Here is a 23195-nt window from a genome sequence, read left to right on the forward strand (position 1 = left end):
CGCCCGCCCGGCCGTTCCGTTCGCCGCGGTCCGTCGCACGCGCCGCGCCGCCCGTTCCGGGTCCACCGGCTCTAGAGCAGAAAGCGGTGCTTCACACGTGGCGCTCGTCGTCCAGAAATACGGTGGATCCTCAGTCCAAGACGCCGAACGGATCAAGCGCGTCGCCGAGCGGATCGTCTCGGCGCGAAAACGCGGGGACGACGTGGTCGTGGTGGTCTCGGCGATGGGGGACACCACCGACGAACTCCTCGACCTGGCCGGGCAGGTGTCGCCCCTGCCGCACCCCCGCGAACTCGACATGCTGCTGACCGCCGGGGAACGGATCTCCATGGCGCTGCTGGCGATGGCGATCAACAACCTCGGATACGAGGCGCGGTCGTTCACGGGGTCCCAGGCGGGGATGATCACGACGTCCGCGCACGGCAAGGCGCGCATCATCGACGTCACGCCCGGCCGGATCCGGGGCTCGCTCGACGAGGGGGCCGTGGCGATCGTCGCCGGTTTCCAAGGCATCTCGCAGGACACCAAGGACATCACCACGCTCGGCCGGGGCGGATCGGACACGACCGCCGTCGCGCTGGCCGCCGCCATGGCCGCCGACGCGTGCGAGATCTACACCGACGTCGACGGTGTGTACAGCGCCGACCCCCGCATCGTCCCCGACGCCAAACGCATCGACCAGATCACCTACGAGGAGATGCTGGAACTGGCCGCCTGCGGTGCCAAGATCCTGCACCTGCGCGCGGTGGAGTACGCGCGCCGGTCCGGCATCCCGCTGCGTGTCCGCTCCTCGTACTCGAACAAGCCCGGAACCCTCATCTCGGGGTCAATGGAGGACCTACCCGTGGAACAAGCTCTCATCACCGGTGTCGCGCACGACCGCAGCGAAGCCAAGATCACCGTGTTGTCGGTGCCGGACGAGCCGGGCCAGGCCGCCGCGCTCTTCCAGGTGGTGGCCGAGGCCGAGATCAACATCGACATGATCGTGCAGAACATCTCCACGAAGGACTCCGGCCGCACCGACATCTCCTTCACGCTCCCCAAGGACGACGGCCCGACCGCGATGGCGGCCTTGCAGAAGTCCCGCGACACGATCGGTTTCACGGGCCTGCTGTACGACGACCACATCGGCAAGGTCTCGCTGGTGGGCGCCGGGATGCGGTCCCACCCCGGGGTCACCGCGACGTTCTGCCGGGCGTTGGCCTCGGCGGGCGTCAACATCGAGATCATCTCCACCTCCGAGATCCGCATCTCGGTGGTGTGCCGCGACACCGAACTCGACTCGGCGGTCTCCGCCGTCCACGAGGCGTTCGAGTTGGGTGGCCAGGAGGAAGCGATCGTCTACGCCGGAACCGGAAGGTGAATCCGATGCGCAAACCAGTACTCGCGATCGTGGGGGCCACCGGCGCGGTCGGCTCCGTCATGCGCGACGTCATCTCACGCCGCGACGACGTGTGGGGGGAGATCCGGTTGATCGCCTCGCCGCGCTCGGCCGGGCGGCGACTGTCGATCCGCGGTGAGGAGGTGGTGGTGCGGGCCATCTCCGAGGACGTGTTCGACGGCGTGGACGTCGCCCACTTCGACCTCCCCGACGAGGTGTCGGCGCACTGGGTGCCCATCGCGGCCGCCCGCGGCGCGATCGTCATCGACAAGTCGAACAGTTTCCGGATGGACCCGCAGGTGCCGCTCGTGGTGCCGGAGGCCAACCCCGAGGCGGTGCGCGACCGGCCCAAGGGCGTCATCGCCAACGCCAACTGCACGACACTCGCCCTCATCCCGTCGCTGGCGGCGCTGCACCGGCAGTTCGGCCTGCGGTCGATGACCGTGGCGTCGTACCAGGCGGCGTCGGGTTCCGGCCAGGAGGGATTCGACACGCTGTACCGGCAGATCGACGCGGTCGCCGGGAACCCCGGGCTGGGCACCGTCCCCGGTGACGTGCGGCGGTTGCTGGGTGACCGTGCCGACGACACCTTCGGTGCGCCGCTGGCGCTCAACGTGGTCCCGAAGGTGGGCGGCTGGAAGGCCGACGGCTGGACGTCGGAGGAGCTGAAGGTCCGCAACGAGACCCGCAAGATCCTCGACATCCCGGACCTGGCGGTGTCCTCGACCTGCGTGCGGGTACCGGTCGCGCAGGGGCACTCGCAGGCGGTCCACGCGACGTTCGCGACGGCCGTCGACGCCGAGGCGGCCCGCAAGGTGTTGGCCGACGCGCCCGGCGTCGTCGTGGTGGACGACCCCGAGAACGGCCGGTACCCGACTCCGTTGGACGCCGCCGGCACCGACGAGACCTACATCGGACGGATCCGCACCTCCATCGACTTCCCGAACTCGCTGGACTTCTTCGTCGTCGGCGACAACCTGCTCAAGGGCGCGGCGTTGAACTCGGCGCAGATCGCCGAACTGTTGCTGCCGGAATTCCGGTGACACCGCCGGGCCGGGTCCACAGCGGACCCGGCCCGGTCCGGTCACCTCGGTTCCTCCTCGGGCATCACCGGTATGCGGTACGTACGGTCGAGGTGGGGACGCCGGTTTTCTGTGACGCTGGGCGGGAGCCGCCGTCCATCGGTGCCCGGGACGCCCTGACGGGCTCCGCCGCACCCGGAGACACGCCCGGTGGCGCCGACGGCTCCGTGGCCCCTTCCTCGCTGCCCGGCCCGGCATGGGGCCGTGGGCGCCGCCGGGCGCCAGGGCCTCGACACGGATGTGGAGCCGCTATGCGAGTACGTCAGTCTTCCCGTGCCCGAAAACCGTTCGACCCGCGCGCCCTCGCGGTGGCCCTGGCGTTGTGCCTGGGCGTCATCGCCGTTCCGGGGGCCGCTCACGCCGACGTCCGCCCGATGACGGTGTGCGGTCAGGAGATGGACGTCGAGATCGACGGTGGCCTGGCCTACTGGCGGGCGAGTTGCCGGGGCACCACCATGACGGTGTCCGGCTGGGTGCGCGACACCGACGCCGACGGCATGTGCGCCCGGGTCAAGGCGCTCATCGGCACGAGGTGGCATTACAGCGCCAGGGCCTGCCCGGAGGGTGATCAGGAGTCGTTCTCCTTCTCCGGCACCGACAACGACGCCCAGGTGTACCTCTACGTGGAAGCCGCCTGACCCCTCCCAATGCGGCTTGGTTGGCCGTACGACCATCGACATGCCTCGAATAGGCCCCTATGTCCGATTTTTCGGCGTCGTATGACCAACCAAGCCGACATTCCGGCCAACCAAGCCGAATTCTCGGGGTCGTTCGTCGTGGACGACGGGTCAGTCGCAGGGGCAGCAGTCGCCGCAGCTGCAACAGTTGCAGTCGCAGCAGTCGCACTTGTGGCAGCAGCCCTGCCGGCTTCTGCGGGACCACGGCCCCTCGAACTTCTCCGAGCAGCAGCACTGACACGTGCACGCGACGACGATCGCCATGCCGCAACCGGCCCAGAAGCCGCGCGGCGCCGGGCGTCCGTGGTCGTGCGGGTGCCCGTGGTGGTGGTGCGTGCCGGGGTACGACTGACGCAACGTGTGTTCGGCGTGGTCGACCAGCAGCGACCGGGCCAGGCCGTCGCCGCCGACTTCGGCGTCGGCCAGCGCCGCGTCGATGTCGGCGATCGCGGCGTGACACAGCCGGTGTGCCTCGGCGGCCGAGGTCTCGGTGACCGTGAGCGGGTTCCACGCTCCGCGCGCGGTGTCACCGTCCAGGTCGGAGACGGCGTCGACCAGGTGCGCCAGACGGCCGAACGCCCGGCCCGCGCGGCTCATCGGGTCCACGTTGCCGGGTCGTCCGGCGATGACCGCGGTCTGGGCGAACAACGCCGCCGTCGCCTCCTCGGTGGGCGCGGTGACGGCCGTCAACGCGGTCGAGGCCGTCGCCCGAGCCTCCACGAGTCCCTGCCGCCGCACGCCGGCCAGCAGTCCGGCGGAGTCGAAGCCGATGTCGTCCCCGACCCGCAGCGCCCTGGTCTCCAGTCGCCGTGACACCCGTCGGCCGATCCCGGCGACGCTCGGCCGGCGCGCCGGCCCGTCGCCGTCCACGATGTGGTCCTCGATCTTGGCACTGGCCAGCAGTACCGAGGCGACCGCGGCGAGCCGGGCGGCCGTGCCGTGCACCACGGACTTGGTGCGCATGCCCCGCAGTGGGCACGGCCCGGCGGTGCGGCGGTGTGGGTCGGCCTCGGTCTGGGCCTCCACCAGCGCGGACAGTACGAGGCTGTCGTAGTTCGTCGCCAGCCTCGCCGACTGCCCGAAGTCGTCGCGGAGTGCGAGGCACAGGCCGCAGAAGTGGGACATCCACTCCTGCCGCATCGGCTCGTCCATCAGCCGGGAACACGGTCGTAGTAGTCCGAACACCGGCGCCTCCGCGTCGAGGGGGGTCGAGGGGGTGGCGAGTATACGCAGTGGACGCCACGGGCGCCGATGGCCGGAAAGGGCGTAGCCGGGATACGCCGCGGCACCGTCCCGGGGGAGGGTGCCGTGACGGTCCGGGCGTTACAGGACGCCCGTCATGATGGCGATCGGGCCGAGTCCTCCCATCAGCGCGGTGGTGCCCACGTGCATCCAGATGGACAGCCGGATGTCCCGGTACCGCCACGCGAGCAGGAACCCCGGGAAGGTGAAGATCAGGCGTGAGACCACGACCCAGGGCGACCAGAAGTGGTAGACCGAGAACAGGACGGTGCTGAGGATCGGTGCGCCGACGCGCAGGTGTGCGAGGCGGGGCATCAGGAAGCCGCGGAAGTAGATCTCCTCGATGAGCGGCAGGGTGACACCGGTGAACGGCAGGCTGATCAACAGGGTCGTGACCATGGTGTCGCGCCCGTTGCCCTCCAGGTAGGTCATGGGGTCCTCACCGATGTCGGCGTAGGGCAGCCAGGTGAAGAACCCGAACAGGAACTCGTCGATCGGCGGCGTCACGGCGCTGGCGACGATGAGCATCCACAGCAGCAACGGGACGCCCATGGCGATCACCCTGCCACGGGACAGCGGTCGATCGGTGTACTTCAGGACGCCCCGCAGGCCGAACCTGCCGGTCTGCCTGCGGCCCAGCCACATCAACCCGAGCAGCAGCGGGTACAGGACGACGACGAGGGCGATCGCCCAGGCCAGGAAGGTCGGGTATCCGACGGCATCGACGACGGGCACGCCTATGACGAAGTAGGCGGCGACGATCAGCAGGCCGGGGACGAGGTGCAGGGCGATGGACAGCGGCAGCGAGTGCCGGTCGGCCAGCAGGCGCCCGACGATTCCGTGGGGCTTGTGAGTGGTCTCCATGCCCACGACGATGGCCGGGCACGCCGCCACCGCACTGACAGGAGACTGACAGCGCGTGTAAGCGTCACGCGGTGCGGGCTGTCCCACCCCGGAGGGCGGCGGGTCGGAGCGTTACGCCCAGGACCGTCCACTCACGACGGTGTGGTGGGGCTCAGCCGTCCTTGCGCGGGTCGCCGGTCTTCTTCTTCGCCGTCTTCTTGGCCGCCGCCTTCTTGACCGTCCGGGTGGTGGTCTGCTTCGCCGACTTGCCGGCGGCCGCGGTCTTCTTGGCGGCCTTCTTCGCCGCGGTCTTCTTGGTCGTCTTCTTCGCCGCGGCCTTGGTGGCCTTCTTCGCGGTGGCCTTCTTGGCAGCCTTCTTCGGCGCGGGCGCCTTCGATCGGCGTTCCGCCAGCAGTTCTGAGGCGCGGTCGATCGTGATGTCCTCGATGGTGTCGGTCTTCTTCAACGAGGCGTTGGTCTCCCCGTCGGTCGCGTAGGGCCCGAACCGGCCGTCCTTGATCACGACGTGCAGTTTGGTGGCGGGGTCCTCACCGAGCTCCTTGAGCGGCGGGCGCGCCCGGCCGCGCTGCTTGGGCTGGGCCAACAGCCGCCTGGCCTCGTCCATCGTGAGTGTGAAGAGCTGGCTCTCGTCGGTGAGCGACCGGTAGTCGCGCTTCTTGACCACGTAGGGGCCGTGCGGTCCCTGACCGGTGCGGATCTCCTCGCCGTCGTCGTCGACGCCGACCAACCGGGGCAGCGTCAGCAGCCTGACCGCGTCCTCCAGGGTGATCTCGGGGAGCTTCATGTCGGACAGCAACGACGCGGACTTCTCACCGCTGACGACGTAGGGGCCGTACCGGCCGGACTTGGCGTACACCGGTTCCCCGGTGTCGGGGTGGTCGCCCAGTTCCCGTTCCCCCGAGCCGATCTCGTACAGCTCCTCCACCTTCTCCGGTGTCACCTCGTCGGGGGCCATCGACTCCGGAATGGACACCCGTTCGCCGGGTTCGTCGGCGGGGGCGTCGGGCGCGAACCGTTCGAGATACGGACCGTACTGGCCCACCCTGGCAACCACCCGGCGGTCCTGGTCGTCGGTGAACAACGGGATCGAGTTGACGCCGCGGGCGTCGATGCGTCCCAACTCCTCGGCGACCAGGTGCTTCAGCCCGCCGGCGGCGGCGACCGAGCCCTCGCCTCCGGCACCGCCGAAGTAGAAGTCCCGTAGGAAGTTCAGCGCCCGCGCCTCACCGGCGGCGATGTTGTCCAGTTCGGACTCCATGCCGGCGGTGAAGTCGTAGTCCACGAGACGGCCGAAGTGGTTCTCCATCAACCCGACCACCGCGAACGCCAGGAACGCGGGAATCAGGGCCTGGCCGCGTTTGAACACGTAGCCGCGGTCCTGGATGGTCTGCATGATGGACGCGTAGGTGGACGGCCGTCCGATGCCGCGTTCCTCCAGCGCCTTCACCAGCGACGCCTCGGTGTAGCGCGCCGGGGGCTGGGTGCGGTGACCGGCCGGGTCGAGCCGGTCGGCGGTGAGTTCCTGGCCGCGTTCGAGTTCCGGCAGGCGGCGTTCGGCGTCGTCGGTCTCGCCCTCGTCGCGTGACTCGACGTACGCCTTGAGGAAGCCCGGATCGGTGATCGTCTTGCCCGACGCCCCGAACTCGCACTCCTCGCCGTTGCGTGACGTGGCGGAGATCCGCACCGACACCGAGTTCCCCACCGCGTCGGTCATCTGGGAGGCGATGGTGCGCCGCCAGATCAGTTCGTAGAGCCGCATGTCCTCCGTGGACAGCTCGTTGGCGAGTTGCTGCGGGGTGCGGAAGGTGTCGCCGGCGGGCCGGATCGCCTCGTGGGCCTCCTGGGCGTTCTTGACCTTCCGCGAGTAACGGCGGGGTTCGGCGGGGACGTACTGCGGACCGTACAGTTCGGCGGCCTGCCGCCGGGCGGCGTTGAGCGCGGTGTCCGACAGGTTCGTCGAGTCGGTACGCATGTACGTGATGTAACCGTTGTCGTACAGGCGTTGCGCGATGCGCATGGTCTGGGCGCTCGACTGCCGCAGTTTCCGCGACGCCTCCTGTTGGAGCGTCGAGGTGATGAACGGCGCGTATGGGCGGCGGCGGTACGGTTTGTTCTCGACCCGGCCGACCGTGTAGGGCACTTCGGACAGTCGGGCGGCCAGTCCGCGCGCGCCGGCCTCGTCGAGCTGCACGACGCCGGAGCGGGGCCGGCCGGTCTCCGCCTCGAAGTCCTTGCCGGTGGCGACCCGGTCGCCGTCGAAGCTCAGCAGGTTGGCCGCGAACTCGGTACCGTCGGCGGTGCGCAGGTGCGCGGTGATGCCCCAGTAGTCGGCCGTGACGAAGCGCATCCGGGCGCGTTCCCGCTCCACGACGATCCGCGTGGCCACCGACTGCACCCGGCCCGCCGACAACCGTGGCCGGACCTTCTTCCACAACACCGGCGACACCTCGTAGCCGTACAGCCGGTCGAGGATGCGACGCGCCTCTTGTGCGTCCACAAGAGACTGATAGATCTCGCGCGGGTTCGCGACCGCCGCCTCGATCGCGGGCTTGGTGATCTCGTGGAACACCATCCGCTTCACCGGCACCTTCGGCTTCAGCGTCTCCAGCAGGTGATAGGCGATCGCCTCGCCCTCGCGGTCCTCATCGGTCGCCAGCAGGAGTTCGTCCACCTGTTTGAGGGCGTCCTTGAGGACCTTGACGTGCGCCTTCCGATCCGGATTGACCACATAGAGCGGAGTGAAGTCGTGTTCGACGTCCACTCCGAGCCGCGCCCACGGCTTCTTGGCGTGCTCGGCGGGGATCTCCTTGGCGTTGCGCGGCAGATCCCTGATGTGACCCAGGCTCGACTCAACGATGTAGTCGTCACCGAGGTAACCGGCGATGGTCTTGGCCTTCGCCGGAGACTCGACGATGACCAGGCGTTTGGTGGTAGGAGCCACTGCGTCAATCCCACTCGTAGGCTGAAACTGGTAGATACCGATTGTGAAGTGCGGTTGGCTCTCAAAACTAACGTTTTTCCGGAAACACAGGTCGCGCACCCCACGTACCGGTGCGTATCGCGCCACCCCACACCCGCCGAGCCGGCGGACACACACCAACCGCACTCTATATCCATGGGGGCGTACCGCGCACCGCGTGAGGTAAACACCACGCCCGGCAGCGGCCTCACGCGCACTCGGGGGTCGCCGCGAACGCCTCGCTCAGCTCGGTGGAATCGAGGGCGGCGACCTGCGGGACCGCCGCGTACTCCTCCGACAGGTCGGACATCACCTGAGCCACCTGGTCGTAGAAGTCCGGCGCCGCCGGGTCCAGGTCGGAGAGCCGGTCGTGCGCGCCCTGGTACGCGTCGCCGGTGGCCGCCAACGAGTCGGCGAAGACCGTCGCGATGTGGGCGCCGTCGGGTACGTCCGGGACCCCCGCGGCCGTCACCTCCTCGTGCGCGGTCCGGCTGGCCTCGGCGGCACCGGCCAGCAGGTCGAGAAGCTGGTCACGGGCCTGTTCGGGAGTGGATTCGGGGTTCATCGCGACGTTGGCGTCGGCGGTGAGTTCGTCGATCTCGGCCTGCCAGGGACGCAGTGCCTCGCAGACCGCGCCCGCCCACTCCGTCGCCGGTACCTCCCCACCGGAGCAGGCGGCCAGCGACAGTGCCAGGACGCCGGACAGCAGGGCCACACGCATTCGCATCCCGTCAGCCTGCCACCGGGGCCGGCCCGGACACGCCGGTGGGGCACCCCGAATCGGGGTGCCCCACCGGTGACTTCGAGGGTGGAGGGGTCAGGCGTCGACCTTCTCCGACTTCTCCACCTCGCCGTCGTCGCTGGTCTCACCGACCATGATCGGCTTGCTGCGGCTCCAGGCCACGGCGCCGACGACCACGAACAACGCCACCAGCGCGATGCCGTACCGGACCACCGGGTTGGCGTCGTCGCCGTAGGAGAACATCACGATGGCCGGGGCGATCAGCAGCGCGACCAGGTTCATGACCTTGATCAGCGGGTTGATGGCCGGGCCGGCGGTGTCCTTGAACGGGTCGCCGACGGTGTCGCCGATGACGGTGGCGTCGTGGGCCTCGGTGCCCTTGCCGCCGTGCGCCCCGTCCTCGACGGCCTTCTTGGCGTTGTCCCAGGCGCCACCGGAGTTGGCCAGGAAGATCGCCATGAGGACGCCGCACGCGATGGCGCCGGCCAGGTAGGCGGCCAACGCGCCGACACCGAGCCCGAAACCGACCGCGATGGGAGCCATGACCGCCAGCAGGCCCGGCGTCATGAGTTCACGCTGGGCGTCACGGGTGCAGATGTCCACGACCCGGCCGTACTCCGGCCGCTGCGAACCGTCCATGATGCCCGGGAACTCCCGGAACTGGCGCCGCACCTCGTACACCACGGCACCCGCCGACCGCGACACCGCGTTGACCGCGAGCCCGGAGAACAGGAACACGACCGCGGCACCGGTGATGACACCGACGATGTTGGCGGGGTTGGCGAGGTTGAGCAGGGCGTCGATCGTGACGTCCACCGTGTCGCCCGCCGCCGTCAGCGCCGTCTCCATGGCGATGTTGTACGAGCCGAACAGGGCGGTCGCCGCCAGAACGGCGGTGGCGATCGCGATGCCCTTGGTGATGGCCTTGGTGGTGTTGCCGACCGCGTCGAGGTCGGTCAGGGTGCGGGCACCCGCCTCGTCGATGTCGCCGGACATCTCCGCGATGCCCTGCGCGTTGTCGCTGATCGGGCCGAAGGTGTCCATGGCGACGATGACGCCGACGGTGGTCAGCAGGCCGCAGCCGGCAAGGGCGATGGCGAACAGCGACACCATGATGGCGCCGCCGCCCAGCAGGTAGGCGCCGAAGACGCCGGCGCCGATGAGCAGCGCCGAGAACACCGCCGACTCGAAGCCCAGCGAGATGCCGGACAGGATGACGGTGGCCGGGCCGGTGAGCGAGGTCTTGGCGACGTCGCTGACCGGGCGCTTCTCCGGTTCGGTGTAGTAGCCGGTCAGCGCCATGATGGCGGCGGCCAGCACGATGCCGATGACGACGGCGATGATGGCGACGGCCTGCGGGGTCAGGGCCAGACCCTCGGTGTCGATGTCCACGCCCAACGCGCTCCACTCGGCGGGGACCGCCACGAGGATCGCGCCCGCCGACAGGATCGCCGCCACGACGGCGGAGATGAAGAACGCCCGGTTGATGGCGGTGAGGCCGCTCTTGTCCGAGGCGCGCAGCTTGGTGATGACCACGCCGAGGATGGCGGTGACGATACCGACCGAGCCGATGATCAGCGGCAGCACCAGGCCGGTGTCGCCGAAGGCGACCTGGCCCAGGATGAGCGACGCGACCAGGGTGACCGCGTAGGACTCGAACAGGTCGGCTGCCATGCCGGCGCAGTCGCCGACGTTGTCACCGACGTTGTCGGCGATGGTGGCGGCGTTGCGGGGGTCGTCCTCGGGGATGCCCTGCTCGACCTTGCCGACCAGGTCGGCGCCGACGTCGGCGGCCTTGGTGAAGATGCCGCCGCCGACCCGCATGAACATGGCGAGCATGGCGGCACCGAACCCGAAGCCCTCGAGAACGGTCGCGGCGTCGCCCTTGTAGATCATGACGACGAGCGCGGCACCCAGCAGACCCAATCCGACGGTCAGGAAGCCGACCACGCCGCCGGTGCGGAACGCGATCTGCATCGCGCCCGGCCGGTTGCCGTCGCGGGCGGCCGAGGCGACACGCAGGTTGGCGCGGGTGGCCAGTGACATTCCGGCCCAGCCGATGAAGGCGCTGAATCCGGCGCCGACGATGAAGAAGGCACTGCGACCCAGTTTGACCATGGTCTCGTTGTCGGTGCCGTGCACCGGCAGCAGCCACAACAAGACGACGGCGACGACGACGAAGATGCCGAGGGTGCGGAACTGCCGCTTGAGGTACGCCGAGGCGCCCTCCTGGACGGCTCCCGCGATCTCCTGCATCTTCTCGGTGCCCTTGCCGGTGTTCAGCACCGCCTTCACGAGGGCGGCGGCGAAGCCCAGCGCGATCAACGCCAGCACGATGGCCAAGACCACGTAGCTGATGTTCACATTGACCGCGCTGCCGCCACCGTCGGCGAGCAACGTAGTAGGCATTTATTCTCCTGGAAGTTTCGATCCCCCGGTCGGGCCTGGGGAAACAACCAGCGGAGTGTAACGGCGGCCACTATTCGTCATGCTGGCGGTGCGTGACGGATCGGTTCAGAGCGGCCAGGCCATCCTGACGACGCTGCCGACGCCGTCGCGGCCCTCGATTACCTGGAGATCGGTGACGAGACCGCCCAGCAGGGCGAGTGCGACCTCTTCGGTCAGGGTGTCCTCGTCGGTGGTCTTCCCGGTCAGCTCCTCCGCCTCGACGGCGGAAGTGCGCAGCGTGTTGCGCGTAACCGGGGCGAAATCGGCAACTTCGGCCACGAAACTCGCACCAATGGTCAACTCCATCCGCACCAGTTCCCGAACCCCGAAGCGGCGGTGACGGGCGACCGCCCGCGAACACGCCTCACCCGCCGCCTGCCGCACCTCCGACAGCAGTTCGTTGGGCAGCGGCGCCCGCTGGGCCACCGAGGCCGCCACGAGGCGGGCGGTGCGTACGTGAACCGGCGCCGGGGTGAAACCGAAGCGGACGACCGGCATGCCTCAGCCGTCCGTGGGAAGTTGCGGCCTGATGTCGAACACCTTTTGCAGGCCGGTCAGTTGGAAGATCTTCAGCATCTGTTCCCGGGCGCAGACGATGATGAGGCTGCCTCCTACTTCACGCAGTCGTCGTAGCGTGCCGATGAAAACCCCGAGGCCCGTCGAGTCGCAGAAGTCGACCCCGTTGACGTCGATGGCCAGCCGGGTCACCCCTTCGGCGAGCAGTTCGGTCAGGTATCCGCGCAGTTGAGGAGCGGTGTACATGTCGATCTCGCCGGTGACCGAGACGACGGTGAGCTCACCGGCCGTCGCGGTACTCAGGATCAGGTCCATCGCTGCCACCACCCTGCCATAGGTCGTCATCGGACGACTGACAGCTTAAAGGTTGCCACCCCGCCCGGCCGAACCGCCAGCGCCGTGTCCCCTCTGGCGGGGCCGGTCACGTCACGGCTACCAGCTTCCTCCCAGGTTCGGCTAAGCCGACGCACAGAATCATGGGGCATGGTCATCGGTCACAGCCCCGGAAAGCGAGAACCGGGGCTGACGAGCTCGTGACACACGTGGCTACGGCCTTTCAGGGGCTTCGGCCGAACGGGCCTCCGACGGATACCCGGCTCCCCGTCGGCGGCCCGGCTCGGTCCCGGACCGCTCTCCCACCGCGACGACTCGCGGCGTCACCGGAGACCTGCGGACCTCCAGGACTTCCGCCCGCACCCTCCGAACGACACGACCACCGGTCGCCCAGGACGCGCCCGGCAAGACGCGCGCCCTCACACGTTGACGACGGTCACCGACCGGATGGCCGAGACCGCGATCGTGTGCAGCATGTCCGTCCGGCGATCCTCCGCCCGCAGGTAACCCGCCGACAGCGACACCGGCCGCAACAACCTGCGCACCACCTCACCGCGCCCGTCGGTGTACTCGACCCACACCGGTTCGCGCCCCGGGACCGCCCGCTCCAGCGACTCCCGCACCTTGTCCGAGGGACCGCCGCCGTCCCTGGGCGCCCGGGCGTCGGAGATCCGCAACTGCTCGATCAACGCCAGCAACGGCGCACCGTCCACCCGCGGCGACGGATCACCCGGGTCGGCCGGGCGGTCGGCGGTCCTCGCCCTGGGCGGCACCCGGCGGTCGATGACGATGTCACCGGTGTCGTCCTCGGTGACCGGTGAATAGCCGGCCCGCCGCAACGCGTCGACCAGGTCGGCCAGCGGCAGACGGCTCACCAGCACCGAAGGCGCCAACTGCCGCAGCCGCAGCGGAGCGAGCCGGCGGTCCCCGAGGAGCTGCGCCAACACCGCCGGGTCCTCGCTGCGCAGGTACCCGCCCGCGTCCCCGGCGCGCAGTCCGCCGTGCCGCCGCGCCACGTCCCCGATCAGGTAACCCAACGTCTGAGGCAGTTCCCCCCGCGCCCGCCGCGTGAACAACCCACGGATGTCCTCCGCCGAGTACCCGGCGTCCAGGGCGCGACGGATGCTGTTCTCGGTGATCCGGTGCACCGCCTGCGACTCCGGCTCGGTCACCAGCGACAACTCCGCCGCCAGCAGCACCGACGGCGGCCCCGGCACCACCACCGACAGGTCGCTCTGCACGATGAGGTGGTCCACCGGCTCCGGAAGGACGTCCCGGAGCACCGTCACCACCGGATCGGTCTCCGGCGCGCGGATACCGAGTGGATCGTCGTCGGCGGGCTCCCGGATGAGCTGCCGCCCGTGATCGGTGAGGGCGTCCACCGCGATGACACCCAGGAACGCGGCCTGGCGGTGAATCGCCCGGATCATCTCCTCGTTGTGTCGCCGGGGACGCCGCCACGCGAGGATCCGCACCAGCATCTCGGGGCTCAACGGGGTCCCCGGCGGATACGCCGCCATCAGGTGCAGCAGTTCACGGCGGCGTTCCGGCGCCAGCCGGGACACCAGCCCCTCCGACAGGACCGTCCCCGGCCGCTGCCTGCCCGGTTGCGTGCCGAGCAGCCGGACGTCGCGCGGCGAGTCCAGCCACGCGCGCGCGAGCACCGTCCACCTCCCGGCCGTGTCGTCGGCGAGCCAGCCGTCGTACGCGCTGGAGGGAAGCCAACCGGGGTCGCGACCGAGCAGTCCGGCGGCGTATCCGGCCTCCAGCAGCAGGGCCGCCTCGGTGTCGGTCAGTCCGGTGTCACGGGCGATCCGGTGCAGTCGTTGCATCCCGATGCCGCCGGACTTGATCTCGGGGGCGGGTTCGGCCGACAGCGAGGTGAAGACCGCCTCGGCCTGCCCCACCACCTCCATGACCCGCGCCGCCGCGAAGTCGTCCACCGCGTGCGTGCCCGGGCCGTCGGTCGTGGGCTGCGGCTGGCTGCGAAGCGGACCGAGCGGGCCGGTGTCCCGCCGCAGCAGCACCCCCAGCTCCCGGGGCAACTCGACGGTGTCCTCGGCGACCGGCACCAGCAGGTGACGACCGATCAGCCACCGCACCGGACTGTCACCCTCGGTGCCGCCGTCGAGGGCGTTGGCGACGGTGCCGATCGGCGGCCCCTCGGCGAGCCGGTCGAGCACCGCCCGCGCGGCCGGTGGTGCGGCCATCACGGCGCGCCGCAACGCCGCCGAGTCGGAGACCAGCGCCGCCGCCTCCTCGCCCAGTTCGGCGGCGGGCCGTCCCAACCCGGCGGGATAGGGACCGGCGGCCTCCGCCACCGACGCCGGGAAACGCAGCCGGTCGTCGGGACCCCACAGCAGCGCCAGTTCGCGCAACCGGGCGACGGCGGCGGTGGCGTCACCGCCGTCCGTCAGCAGGCCCGACAACGCCGACAGCGAGGTCACCGGTGCCTCCCCCGAGGGGTCGTCGGCCGCCAGCCGGAGGCCGTCGAGCACCCGCAGCGTCGGTTCGTCCAGCAGGTCCAGCGCCCGCGACACCGACATCGCCGTCCGGGAACGCCCAGCGAGCGCCGCCATGTCGCCGGGACGGGGGACCGCGAGATCGGGGCGTTGTCGCAGCAGCGTCGCGAGCGCGTCGTCCGACATGGAACGAAGCGTGTGGGTGAGCGACTCCGCGGCGGCGGAGGGTGTGGCGGCCATCTGATCTACGGTACGTCGTCGCGGTCGGTGGGCGCGGTGGCTCGCGCGGTGTGACGGCGGTTCGCCGAGCCGGGCACCGGGGCGGTACGGCGGTCCACCCGTGAGACACTTTCGAACATGACCGACTCGAAGCGCACCCGTATCAAGCCGGTGAAGGACGGCCACCTGCCGATCACCGAACTGACCTCCCCGATGGCGGCGGCGAGTTCACCGTTCGGTGACGACGTGGCGATCCCGATGTCGCCCGAGTCGCTGAACTGGGAGCACTCCAACCCGGAACCGCCGCGGCTTCCGCAGGACTGACCCGCACCGGTGCGGGACGCGGGTGGCACGGACACGGTCGACGTGTCCGTGCCACCCGCGTGTCCGGGGTCCTGTGAAGACGGGACGGCCCCGAGGTGCCCCGGCATCCCGGTGGCGCGTCCGGCGGATCCCGCGGCGGCGGGTCAGTCCGTGGTCGCGGCGGTCTTCGGGAGCGTGAGCATCATGAGCGCGGTGAGGACGTACAGGCCCGCCGAGACGAGTAGGACGATGCCGAGCGCGTCGCCGTAGTCGGTCAAGGCGGGTGGGCCGTCGGTCGTTCCGGCGGCGGTGGTGAAGAAGACGGTACCGAGCACGGCGATGCCGACGGCGCCGCCGATCTGGTTGACCGTGGACAGCACGCCACCCGCGGCACCGGCGTCCCGACCGGGGATCCCGGCGAGGACGACATTGACCAGGATCGGTGCGGCGAGGCCCAGGCCGAGACCGCCGATGAGCAACGCCATGGCGAGCGGCCAGTAACCGGGTGCGTCGCCGTCGGCGACGACGCGCCAGAGCACCAGATGGGAGACCGCGATCGTGACGGCGCCCGAGATGAGCAGCACCCGGCCCGCCCTGGCCGCGAGTGCGACGCCGAGGCCGGAGGTCGTGATCGACCCGATCGCGTAGGGCAGGATCACCAGGCCGGTCTCCCACGCGGTGCGGCCCGTCCCGTTCTGCAGGTAGACGGAGAGGGTGAGAAAGAAGGCCCCGATGCCGCCGAAGAACAGCGTCGAGACGCACAGGCCGCCGGCGAACGCCCGGATCCGCAGAAGCGCCGGGTCGAAGACCGGCTCACGCCCACGCGCGGCCAGACGCCGTTCGTAGACGAGGAAGACCGACAGGACGACGAGCCCGGCGGCGAGTAGGACGTAGCTCGACCACGTCCAGCCCCAGGTGTCGGTCTGGATGATCGGCAACAGCAGCAGAAGGATGCCCGAGGCCGCGAGCAGCGCACCGGGGAGGTCGAGACGGCCGCGTGACGTGGATCGGGACTCCGGCAGGACCTTCGCGCCGATGACGAGCGCCAGGAGCGACACCGGCACGTTGATCCAGAAGACGGTGCGCCAGCCGAGACCGAACAGGTCGGCGTCCACGAGCAGGCCGCCCAACAGTGGACCGGCCACGGACGCGAGCCCCTGAACCGCTCCATACGCGCCGAACGCCCTGGCGCGCTCTCCGGGAGCGAAGGAGGCGCGGATGATGCCGAACACCTGGGGGACCATGACGCCGGCGGTGATGCCCTGGGCGGCGCGCATACCGATCAGCATTCCGGGATCGGCGGCCAGCGCGCACAGCGCGGAGGTGACCATGAACCCCGCGAGTCCGGTCATGAACAGCCGCTTGCGACCGTACCGGTCTCCCAGTCGACCGCCGGTGACGAGCCCCGCCCCCAGCGCGAGGACGTAGGCGGCGATCGTCCACTGGATCTGCGCGTCACTCGCCCCCAGGTCCCGGACGATGGCGGGAGCGGCGACGGTGACGATCGTGGCGTCGAGCAGGTCCATGAAGGAGCCGAACAGCACCACGAGCAGGGCGGCGCTCGCCCCCGTTCCGGCGACGAGGGTGGGTGACGGCTGAGCGGACGCGCCCGTTCGGGAGGCCTGTTGAGTGGTCATGCGGGCAACCATGGCACCCGTAGTTGCCACCGAGTGGCCACTACCGGTGGGAGGATCGGGCATGGCCGACACCTCCGCACGGACCCTCACACTGCTGTCGATCTTCGGCACCGGCGCGACTCTGACGGCGGAGGAACTGGCCTCCCGGCTCGGGGTCTCGCGGCGAACCGTGCGGCGCGACGTCGACACGCTCCGAGACCTCGGCTATGACATCGAGGCCGTACGCGGCACCGGAGGCGGCTACCGGCTCGGCCGCGCCACACGACTCCCTCCCGTCGTCTTCGACGAGGACCAGGCGGTCGCCGCCGCCGTCGCCCTGCAGACCGCCCCGGCGATCCTCTCCGGCATCCGCGAGAACGCGGCCCGTGCCCTGGCGACGCTGCACCACGTGATGCCGGAACGCAGCCGCCGCCACGCCCGTGCGTTCACCGTCTCTTCGGCCCGGAACTACTGGGAGTTCCCGGCGCCACCCATCGACGCCGCGCTGGTCCACGCCGTCGGCACCGCGATCGACCGACGTCATCTCCTGCGTGCCGAGTACACCGGCGACGGCGACACCGCCACGTTCACCCTCGAACCGCACGACCTCGTGGTCTGGGCCGCCCGCTGGTATCTCGTCGCCTACGAACCCGCGACGGACCGGTGGCGTGCCATGCGGCTGGACCGCCTCGTACCGGGCACACCCACCCACACGCCCTTCACGCGCCGCGCCGTCCCACACGGCGACGCCGTGGACTTCGTCATGACCACCCACGACCGCGGCGACGTCACCGCCGAATGGCGATGTAGGGGCTCGGCGATCATCGCGCTACCCGCTTCGACCGTCGCGCGATACGCTCCCGGTGGCTCCACGGTGGAGCGTCACACCGACGACAGTTGCCGGTTGACGCTCGGGGCGTGGTCGTGGGCCGGGCTCGCCGGCCTGCTGCTCACCTTCGACGCCGACGTCACCGGGATCGAACCCGCCGAACTCCTGGAAGCCCTGCGCACCATCCGCGACAGGATCGACGACGGACTCCGGGACCGGCCGTCCTTAAGCGACCGGCCGCGCGTTCGCCGCCACATCGGGGACGATCGTCGGTGCCGGGCGGAGTGGCCCTACCGGGGACGGGGTTCAGCCGTTCTCCTCGGCCAGTTCCAGCCACCGTTCCTCCAGTTCGGCCTGCTCGACACCCACCGCGGTGAGTTCCCCGGTGAGCCGGTCGAGGACCGCCGCGTCGGTGGCGTTGGCGGCCATCTCCTCGTGCAGTTCGGCCTCCCTGGCCGTCAACTTCTCCAGCCGCCGCTCGATCCGGGTCAGTTCCTTCTTCGCCGCCCGCGGATCGGCGGACCGGGGCCGGTCGCCCGCCGCGGGAGCGGAGGCGGCGGGTTGCGCGGCACGGCGCCGCAGATACTCCTCGATGCCGCCCGGAAGCATCCGCAGCGTCCCGTCACCGAGGACCGCCTGCACCACGTCGGTGGTGCGTTCGACGAAGTACCGGTCGTGGCTGACCACGATCATCGACCCGGGCCACCCGTCGAGCAGGTCCTCCAACTGGGTCAGGGTCTCGATGTCCAGGTCGTTGGTGGGCTCGTCCAGGAACAGCACGTTCGGTTCGTCCATCAGCAGGCGGAGCAGTTGGAGCCTGCGCCGTTCACCACCGGACAGGTCGCCGACCGGCGTCCACTGCTTCGTACCGACGAACCCGAACCGTTCACAGAGCTGGCTCGCCGACATCTGCCGGCTCCCCAGGTCCACGTGCTCCCGGACGCGCTGCACCGACTCCAGCACCCGCCAGGTCGGATCCAGCTCGGCGACCTCCTGTGACAGGTACGCCAACCTGACCGTCTTGCCCACCCGGATGGTTCCGGACGCGGGCTGCCGGTCCTGTTCGGCGGCGGCGGCCAACGCCCGCAGCAGCGACGTCTTCCCGGCCCCGTTGACTCCCACCAGACCGATCCGGTCGCCGGGTCCCAACTGCCAGGTCAGATCGCGGAACAGGGTCTTGTCGCCCGCCGTGACGGTGACGTCTTCGAGGTCGAAGACCATCTTGCCGAGCCGGGAACCGGCGAACCGCATGAGTTCCGGCGTGTCCCGGGCCGGCGGCTCGTCCGCGATGAGCGCGTTCGCCGCGTCGATCCGGAACTTCGGCTTCGAGGTGCGGGCGGGCGGGCCCCGGCGCAGCCACGCCAGTTCCTTGCGCATCAGGTTGGCGCGCTTGTCGGCCTCGACGGCCGCGATCCGTTCGCGTTCGGCGCGCGCCAGCACATAGGCGGAGTAGCCGCCCTCGTACTCGTGGACGGCACCGTCCTGGACGTCCCAGACGCGGCTGCACACCTCGTCGAGGAACCAGCGGTCGTGGGTCACGACGGCCAGCGCACCCCGGCGTTTCGCGAGGTGCCCCGCCAACCACGCGATGCCCTCGATGTCGAGGTGGTTCGTCGGTTCGTCGAGTAGCAGCAGATCGTGCTCCCCGATCAACAGCTTCGCGAGTGCTACCCGGCGCCGTTCACCACCCGAGAGCGGACCCACCGGCGAGTCGAGGCCGTGCGAGAGGCCGGGGAGGTCGAGTCCGCCGAACAGGCCGGTCAAGACGTCCCGGACCCGTGCCTCGGACGCCCATTCGTGCTCGGCCATACCGCCCATGACCTGGTCGCGGACCGTGCGATCCGGGTCCAGGTCGTCGCGCTGGCTGAGCATCCCGAGCCGGAGGCCGCCGGTGTGGGTGACCCGGCCGGAGTCCACCGGTTCGGTGCGGGCCAACACCGACAGCAGGGTGGTCTTCCCGTCGCCGTTACGCCCCACGACGCCGATCCGGTCGCCCTCGGCGATGCCGAGCGACACGTCGGACAGCAGGGTCCGGTTCGGGTACGACTTGCCGACCGCCTCCAGATTCACCAGGTTGACGGCCATTCACAGGTCCTCGGAGGTCGCTACGGTCGGCACGGCGGTCAACGATACCGGGTGCCGCCCGCGAACCACCGCGCGACCGCACCGGGGCCGGCGGCCGGCCGCTTCCGTCGCCGTCGGTGGGCAGGCGCTTGCGCTAGAATCCCGTACGCCACCCATCACGTATGGGACAGGAAGTAGGGCCGGACCGCCCGGGGTATACCGGGGCTCCGGCCTCGCGTTTTTTCGGCCGATGGCCAGACGCTTGCACTAGAATCCGGAATGCCACCCATCGCGCATGGGATCGGCTGTGCCTTCTTCGGGGGCTGTCGCCCCGAACCCGTCGGGCCGGACCGCCCGGGGCAGACCGGGGCTCCGGCCTTCCGTCTTCCATGCGTACTTTCCGTCGCCGGCCTCGTCACGTTGTGCTAGGCTTTCAGGTGCCACCCATCACGTATGGGATCGGAAGTAGGGCCGGACCACCCGGGGCAGACCGGGGCTCCGGCCTCGCGTCTTTCTGGATCATGGCAGTTCCAGGTGCACTGTTTCCGTCAGCCCGGTCAGGTCTTCGTAGAGAGGACCCTCTGCCGATCCGACGGCTCCCGCGACGATGTCGGGTATCCACAGGAGCGGGTCGTCCCGGGGTAGTTCGTGCTGTACCTGCATACCGGCGTCTATCGAACCGTTGATCATTGCGGCGTCCACGGAACGCATGTCCCGTTGGTTCAGCCGTTCGGTACGGGATTCGAGGCAGACCCGCGTGACTCCCCGAACCCCGAGCTCGAACAGCATGCGCTGAAGTGTGATCGCCCTTGCCCGTTCTTGCCTACGGCGGTCGAGTGGACTGGATATGACAAGCAGGTGCAAGGTCGGCAACGCGGATACGGTGCTGATCGCTGCTTCCCGTTCCTTAGAAGTCGCGTCCTTCCAGTGGAACCTCTTCCGCTTGCCGCCGAGCGCCTCCATCGCCCAGCGTGCGTCGGCGCAGTCGCCGGAGTCCAACAGGGCCGCGGCGATGATGTAACTCGGTGTCTCCCCGGGCCGGGTACAAGGCATCGATTCGTCGACGTATGCGCGCCAGCCGGGACGGGATGTGCTCACTCGGTGATTGTCTCGCCACGGCGGGTCACCGGTTCGCGGGGGTGGCCGCTTTCAGTACCACGCCGAGCACCTGGAGTGCGCCCGATTTGGACAGCGGCTCGTTTCCGTTGCCGCACTTGGGGGACTGCACGCAGGACGGGCAGCCGAAATCGCAACCGCACGCGGTGACGGCGTCCTGGGTCGCGGTGAGCCAGTCCTGCCAGGCGGTGAAGCCGCGTTCCGCGAACCCCGCGCCGCCCACGTGTCCATCGTAGACGAACACCGTCGGTGTCCCCGTGTCGGCGTGGCCCGGGGTGGACAGGCCGCCGATGTCCCAACGGTCGCAGGTCGCGACCAGCGGCAGCAGTCCGATCGCGGCGTGCTCGGCGGCGTGCAGCGCACCCGGGATGTCACGGCGCGGCACGCCGGCGTCCATGAGCGCCGCCTCCGACACGGTCCACCACACCGCGACGGTCCGCAACGTGTGAGGTGGTAGGTCGAGTGGGACCTCGTCCATGATCTCGCCGCCGGGCAGTCGCCGCCGTTGGTAGGCGACGACCTGGTTGACGACCTCGACGTCACCGAAGTACAGGCAGACCGGTCCGGCCTCCTGCCGCCGCCGGACCCGAAGCACCGTCAGATCGGTGGTGCTGCGGGGATACGTCGAGTACTCCGGCCGGGCGGACCGGACGAAGGCGGCGTTGTCGGCCTCGTCGAGCCGGTCGACGAGGTACGAGTCGCCCTGGTGGAGGTAGACCGCGCCGGGATGGACCAAGGTGTGCGCCGATCCGGCGTCGACGGTGCCCAGTAGTTCCCCGGACTCGGTCTCGATGACGTCGATCGGTTCGCCGACGGCACCGCGCAACGTCACGGCGGGCCGCCGCCGCCCGGTGAAGTACCAGCCTCCGGTACGGCGCCGGACCAGTCGGCTCTCCGCCAGTTCGGTCAAGACCTCCTCGGCGGCCTCACCGCCGAACATGTCCAGTTCCCCGGGCCGGATCGGCTGTTCGTCGGCGGCACACAGCAGGTGTGGACCCAGTACGTACGGGTTCGCCGGGTCCAGGACGGTGGCCTCCACGGGCCGGGAGAACACCGCCTCGGGGTGATGTACGAGATACGTGTCCAACGGGTCGTCCCGTGCCACCAGGACGGCCAGCGCCGGGATGTCGCCGCGCCCGGCTCGCCCGGCCTGTTGCCACAGCGAGGCCAGCGTTCCCGGGTAGCCGCACAGCAGCACCGCGTCCAGGCCGGCGATGTCGATGCCCAGTTCCAGCGCGTTGGTGGCGGCGACGCCGAGCAGGTCGCCGTCCCGAAGGCCGGCCTCGATGCGGCGGCGGTCGTCGCGGAGGTAGCCGGAGCGGTACGCGGCGATGCGTGAGGCACGGCCGGTGCCCGCGAGCTGTTCCGCCGCCAGTGACCCGACCAGTTCGACGCCGCGCCGGGAACGCACGAACGCGACCGTGCGCACCTTCCGGTTCACCAGGTCGGCCAGGAGTGAGGCGGTCTCGGTGAGCGCCGATCGCCGTTGCGGCGCGCCGTGTTCCCCGGTGAGGTCGGGCAGCAGCGGTGGTTCCCACAGGCCGAAGGTGACGCCCGGATGCGGTGAGGCGTCCTCGGTCACCGCGGTGACGTCGACGCCGAGCAGCCGGGACGCGCCGTGACCGGGGTCGCCGGTGGTGGCCGAGGCGGCGATGAACGTGGGAGTGGCGCCGTGGTGCCTGGCGAGCCGGTGGAGTCGTCGCAGGACCAGCGCCACGTGTGAACCGAACACGCCCCGGTACGCGTGGCATTCGTCGACGACGACGTACCGCAGCCGTCGCAGGAACCGGGACCACCGGTCGTGCCTGGGCAGGATCGCGTGGTGGAGCATGTCGGGGTTGGTGAGGACCAGGTTGGCGTGCCGGCTGATCCACTGCCGCTGGTCGTACGGGGTGTCGCCGTCGAGGGTGGCGGGGACGCAGCCGGGGGCGGCCAGTGCGGTGAGTGCCCGGAACTGGTCGGCCGCCAACGCCTTGGTGGGGGACAGGTACACGACGGTCGCGTCGGAGTCGCTCTGGGCGGCCAGGGTCGGCAGCTGGTAGGCCATGCTCTTCCCGGAGGCGGTTCCGGTGGCGATGACGGTGTGGGTGCCCCGGTGGGCGAGGTCGGCGGCGGTGACCTGGTGCCGCCATGGCCGGTCGACACCCCGCGCGCGGAACGCCTCCCGTACCCCCTCGGGGGCCCAGCCGGGCCAGTCCACCACGTCCGCGACGCGGGGGGCCACCTCGTGCACGTGTCGCAGCGGCTCGCCGTCACGCAGGACGGTGAGCCGCCGGAGCAGGTCGCCGGGGGGCATGGTCACCCGTCGATGCTGGCACACCGTTATGACATCGCCTCCCCGG

The 23195-nt window shown here is 70.1% G+C and carries 16 protein-coding genes and 1 pseudogene; 5 read left to right on the top strand and 12 right to left on the bottom strand.

Annotated features, from left to right (window positions below; genetic code table 11):
- The first annotated feature begins 97 nt into the window (after positions 1–97).
- The 3 genes from LX16_RS13720 to LX16_RS13730 all read left to right on the top strand — a co-directional run bounded on the left by LX16_RS13720 (position 98) and on the right by LX16_RS13730 (position 3101).
- The gene (locus LX16_RS13720) at positions 98–1363 is read left to right on the top strand and encodes an aspartate kinase (RefSeq protein WP_147138839.1); all 1266 of its coding nucleotides are present in this window, start codon (positions 98–100) and stop codon (positions 1361–1363) included.
- A gap of 5 nt (positions 1364–1368) precedes the next feature.
- Positions 1369–2424: an aspartate-semialdehyde dehydrogenase gene (locus LX16_RS13725; RefSeq protein WP_147138842.1), complete on the top strand. Its 1056-nt coding sequence runs from the start codon at positions 1369–1371 to the stop codon at positions 2422–2424.
- Between the two features lie 290 nt (positions 2425–2714).
- On the top strand, positions 2715–3101 hold the full coding sequence (locus LX16_RS13730) for a hypothetical protein (protein ID WP_147138844.1): 387 nt from the start codon (positions 2715–2717) through the stop codon (positions 3099–3101).
- Positions 3102–3251: 150 nt separating this feature from the next.
- On the opposite strand, the gene LX16_RS13735 is transcribed toward LX16_RS13730, so the two are convergent.
- The 8 genes from LX16_RS13735 to LX16_RS13770 all read right to left on the bottom strand — a co-directional run bounded on the left by LX16_RS13735 (position 3252) and on the right by LX16_RS13770 (position 14946).
- Positions 3252–4325, bottom strand: coding sequence for a DUF5685 family protein (locus LX16_RS13735; RefSeq protein ID WP_170283860.1), 1074 nt, complete (start codon positions 4323–4325; stop codon positions 3252–3254).
- 138 nt (positions 4326–4463) lie between these two features.
- The gene (locus tag LX16_RS13740) at positions 4464–5246 is read right to left on the bottom strand and encodes a CPBP family intramembrane glutamic endopeptidase (RefSeq protein ID WP_147138848.1); all 783 of its coding nucleotides are present in this window, start codon (positions 5244–5246) and stop codon (positions 4464–4466) included.
- A 151-nt stretch (positions 5247–5397) separates the two neighbouring features.
- On the bottom strand, positions 5398–8187 hold the full coding sequence (topA, locus tag LX16_RS13745; RefSeq protein ID WP_211354500.1) for a type I DNA topoisomerase: 2790 nt from the start codon (positions 8185–8187) through the stop codon (positions 5398–5400).
- A gap of 226 nt (positions 8188–8413) precedes the next feature.
- Positions 8414–8932 carry a hypothetical protein gene (locus LX16_RS13750; protein WP_147138851.1) on the bottom strand — a complete coding sequence of 173 codons (519 nt, stop codon included), beginning with the start codon at positions 8930–8932 and terminating at the stop codon, positions 8414–8416.
- Positions 8933–9022: 90 nt separating this feature from the next.
- The gene (locus tag LX16_RS13755) at positions 9023–11356 is read right to left on the bottom strand and encodes a sodium-translocating pyrophosphatase (protein WP_147138853.1); all 2334 of its coding nucleotides are present in this window, start codon (positions 11354–11356) and stop codon (positions 9023–9025) included.
- Between the two features lie 105 nt (positions 11357–11461).
- Complete coding sequence (locus LX16_RS13760) at positions 11462–11893, bottom strand: ATP-binding protein (RefSeq protein ID WP_147138855.1); 432 nt, start codon at positions 11891–11893, stop codon at positions 11462–11464.
- A 3-nt stretch (positions 11894–11896) separates the two neighbouring features.
- Positions 11897–12226, bottom strand: coding sequence for an STAS domain-containing protein (locus tag LX16_RS13765; protein ID WP_147138857.1), 330 nt, complete (start codon positions 12224–12226; stop codon positions 11897–11899).
- 437 nt (positions 12227–12663) lie between these two features.
- On the bottom strand, positions 12664–14946 hold the full coding sequence (locus LX16_RS13770) for a helicase-associated domain-containing protein (RefSeq protein WP_147138859.1): 2283 nt from the start codon (positions 14944–14946) through the stop codon (positions 12664–12666).
- Positions 14947–15063: 117 nt separating this feature from the next.
- On the opposite strand from LX16_RS13770, the gene LX16_RS13775 reads away from it, so the two are divergent.
- Positions 15064–15249, top strand: a complete 186-nt coding sequence (locus tag LX16_RS13775; protein WP_147138861.1) for a hypothetical protein — start codon at positions 15064–15066, stop codon at positions 15247–15249.
- 143 nt (positions 15250–15392) lie between these two features.
- On the opposite strand, the gene LX16_RS13780 is transcribed toward LX16_RS13775, so the two are convergent.
- Positions 15393–16865 carry an MFS transporter gene (locus LX16_RS13780; protein ID WP_147138863.1) on the bottom strand — a complete coding sequence of 491 codons (1473 nt, stop codon included), beginning with the start codon at positions 16863–16865 and terminating at the stop codon, positions 15393–15395.
- 61 nt (positions 16866–16926) lie between these two features.
- Between LX16_RS13780 and LX16_RS28255 the strand changes: the two are divergent.
- Positions 16927–17796: pseudogene (locus tag LX16_RS28255) on the top strand (helix-turn-helix transcriptional regulator); the annotation flags it as partial.
- Between the two features lie 183 nt (positions 17797–17979).
- Here the strand turns inward: LX16_RS28255 and LX16_RS13790 are convergent.
- The 3 genes from LX16_RS13790 to LX16_RS13800 form a co-directional block, all read right to left on the bottom strand.
- Positions 17980–19758, bottom strand: coding sequence for an ABC-F family ATP-binding cassette domain-containing protein (locus LX16_RS13790; protein ID WP_147138865.1), 1779 nt, complete (start codon positions 19756–19758; stop codon positions 17980–17982).
- Positions 19759–20256: 498 nt separating this feature from the next.
- The gene (locus tag LX16_RS13795) at positions 20257–20835 is read right to left on the bottom strand and encodes a hypothetical protein (RefSeq protein ID WP_147138867.1); all 579 of its coding nucleotides are present in this window, start codon (positions 20833–20835) and stop codon (positions 20257–20259) included.
- A 25-nt stretch (positions 20836–20860) separates the two neighbouring features.
- Positions 20861–23149, bottom strand: coding sequence for a DEAD/DEAH box helicase (locus tag LX16_RS13800; protein ID WP_147140767.1), 2289 nt, complete (start codon positions 23147–23149; stop codon positions 20861–20863).
- Positions 23150–23195 lie beyond the last annotated feature (46 nt).

The sequence above is a fragment of the Stackebrandtia albiflava genome (genome assembly GCF_007994225.1).
In the GTDB taxonomy this organism is placed as follows: domain Bacteria; phylum Actinomycetota; class Actinomycetes; order Mycobacteriales; family Micromonosporaceae; genus Stackebrandtia; species Stackebrandtia albiflava.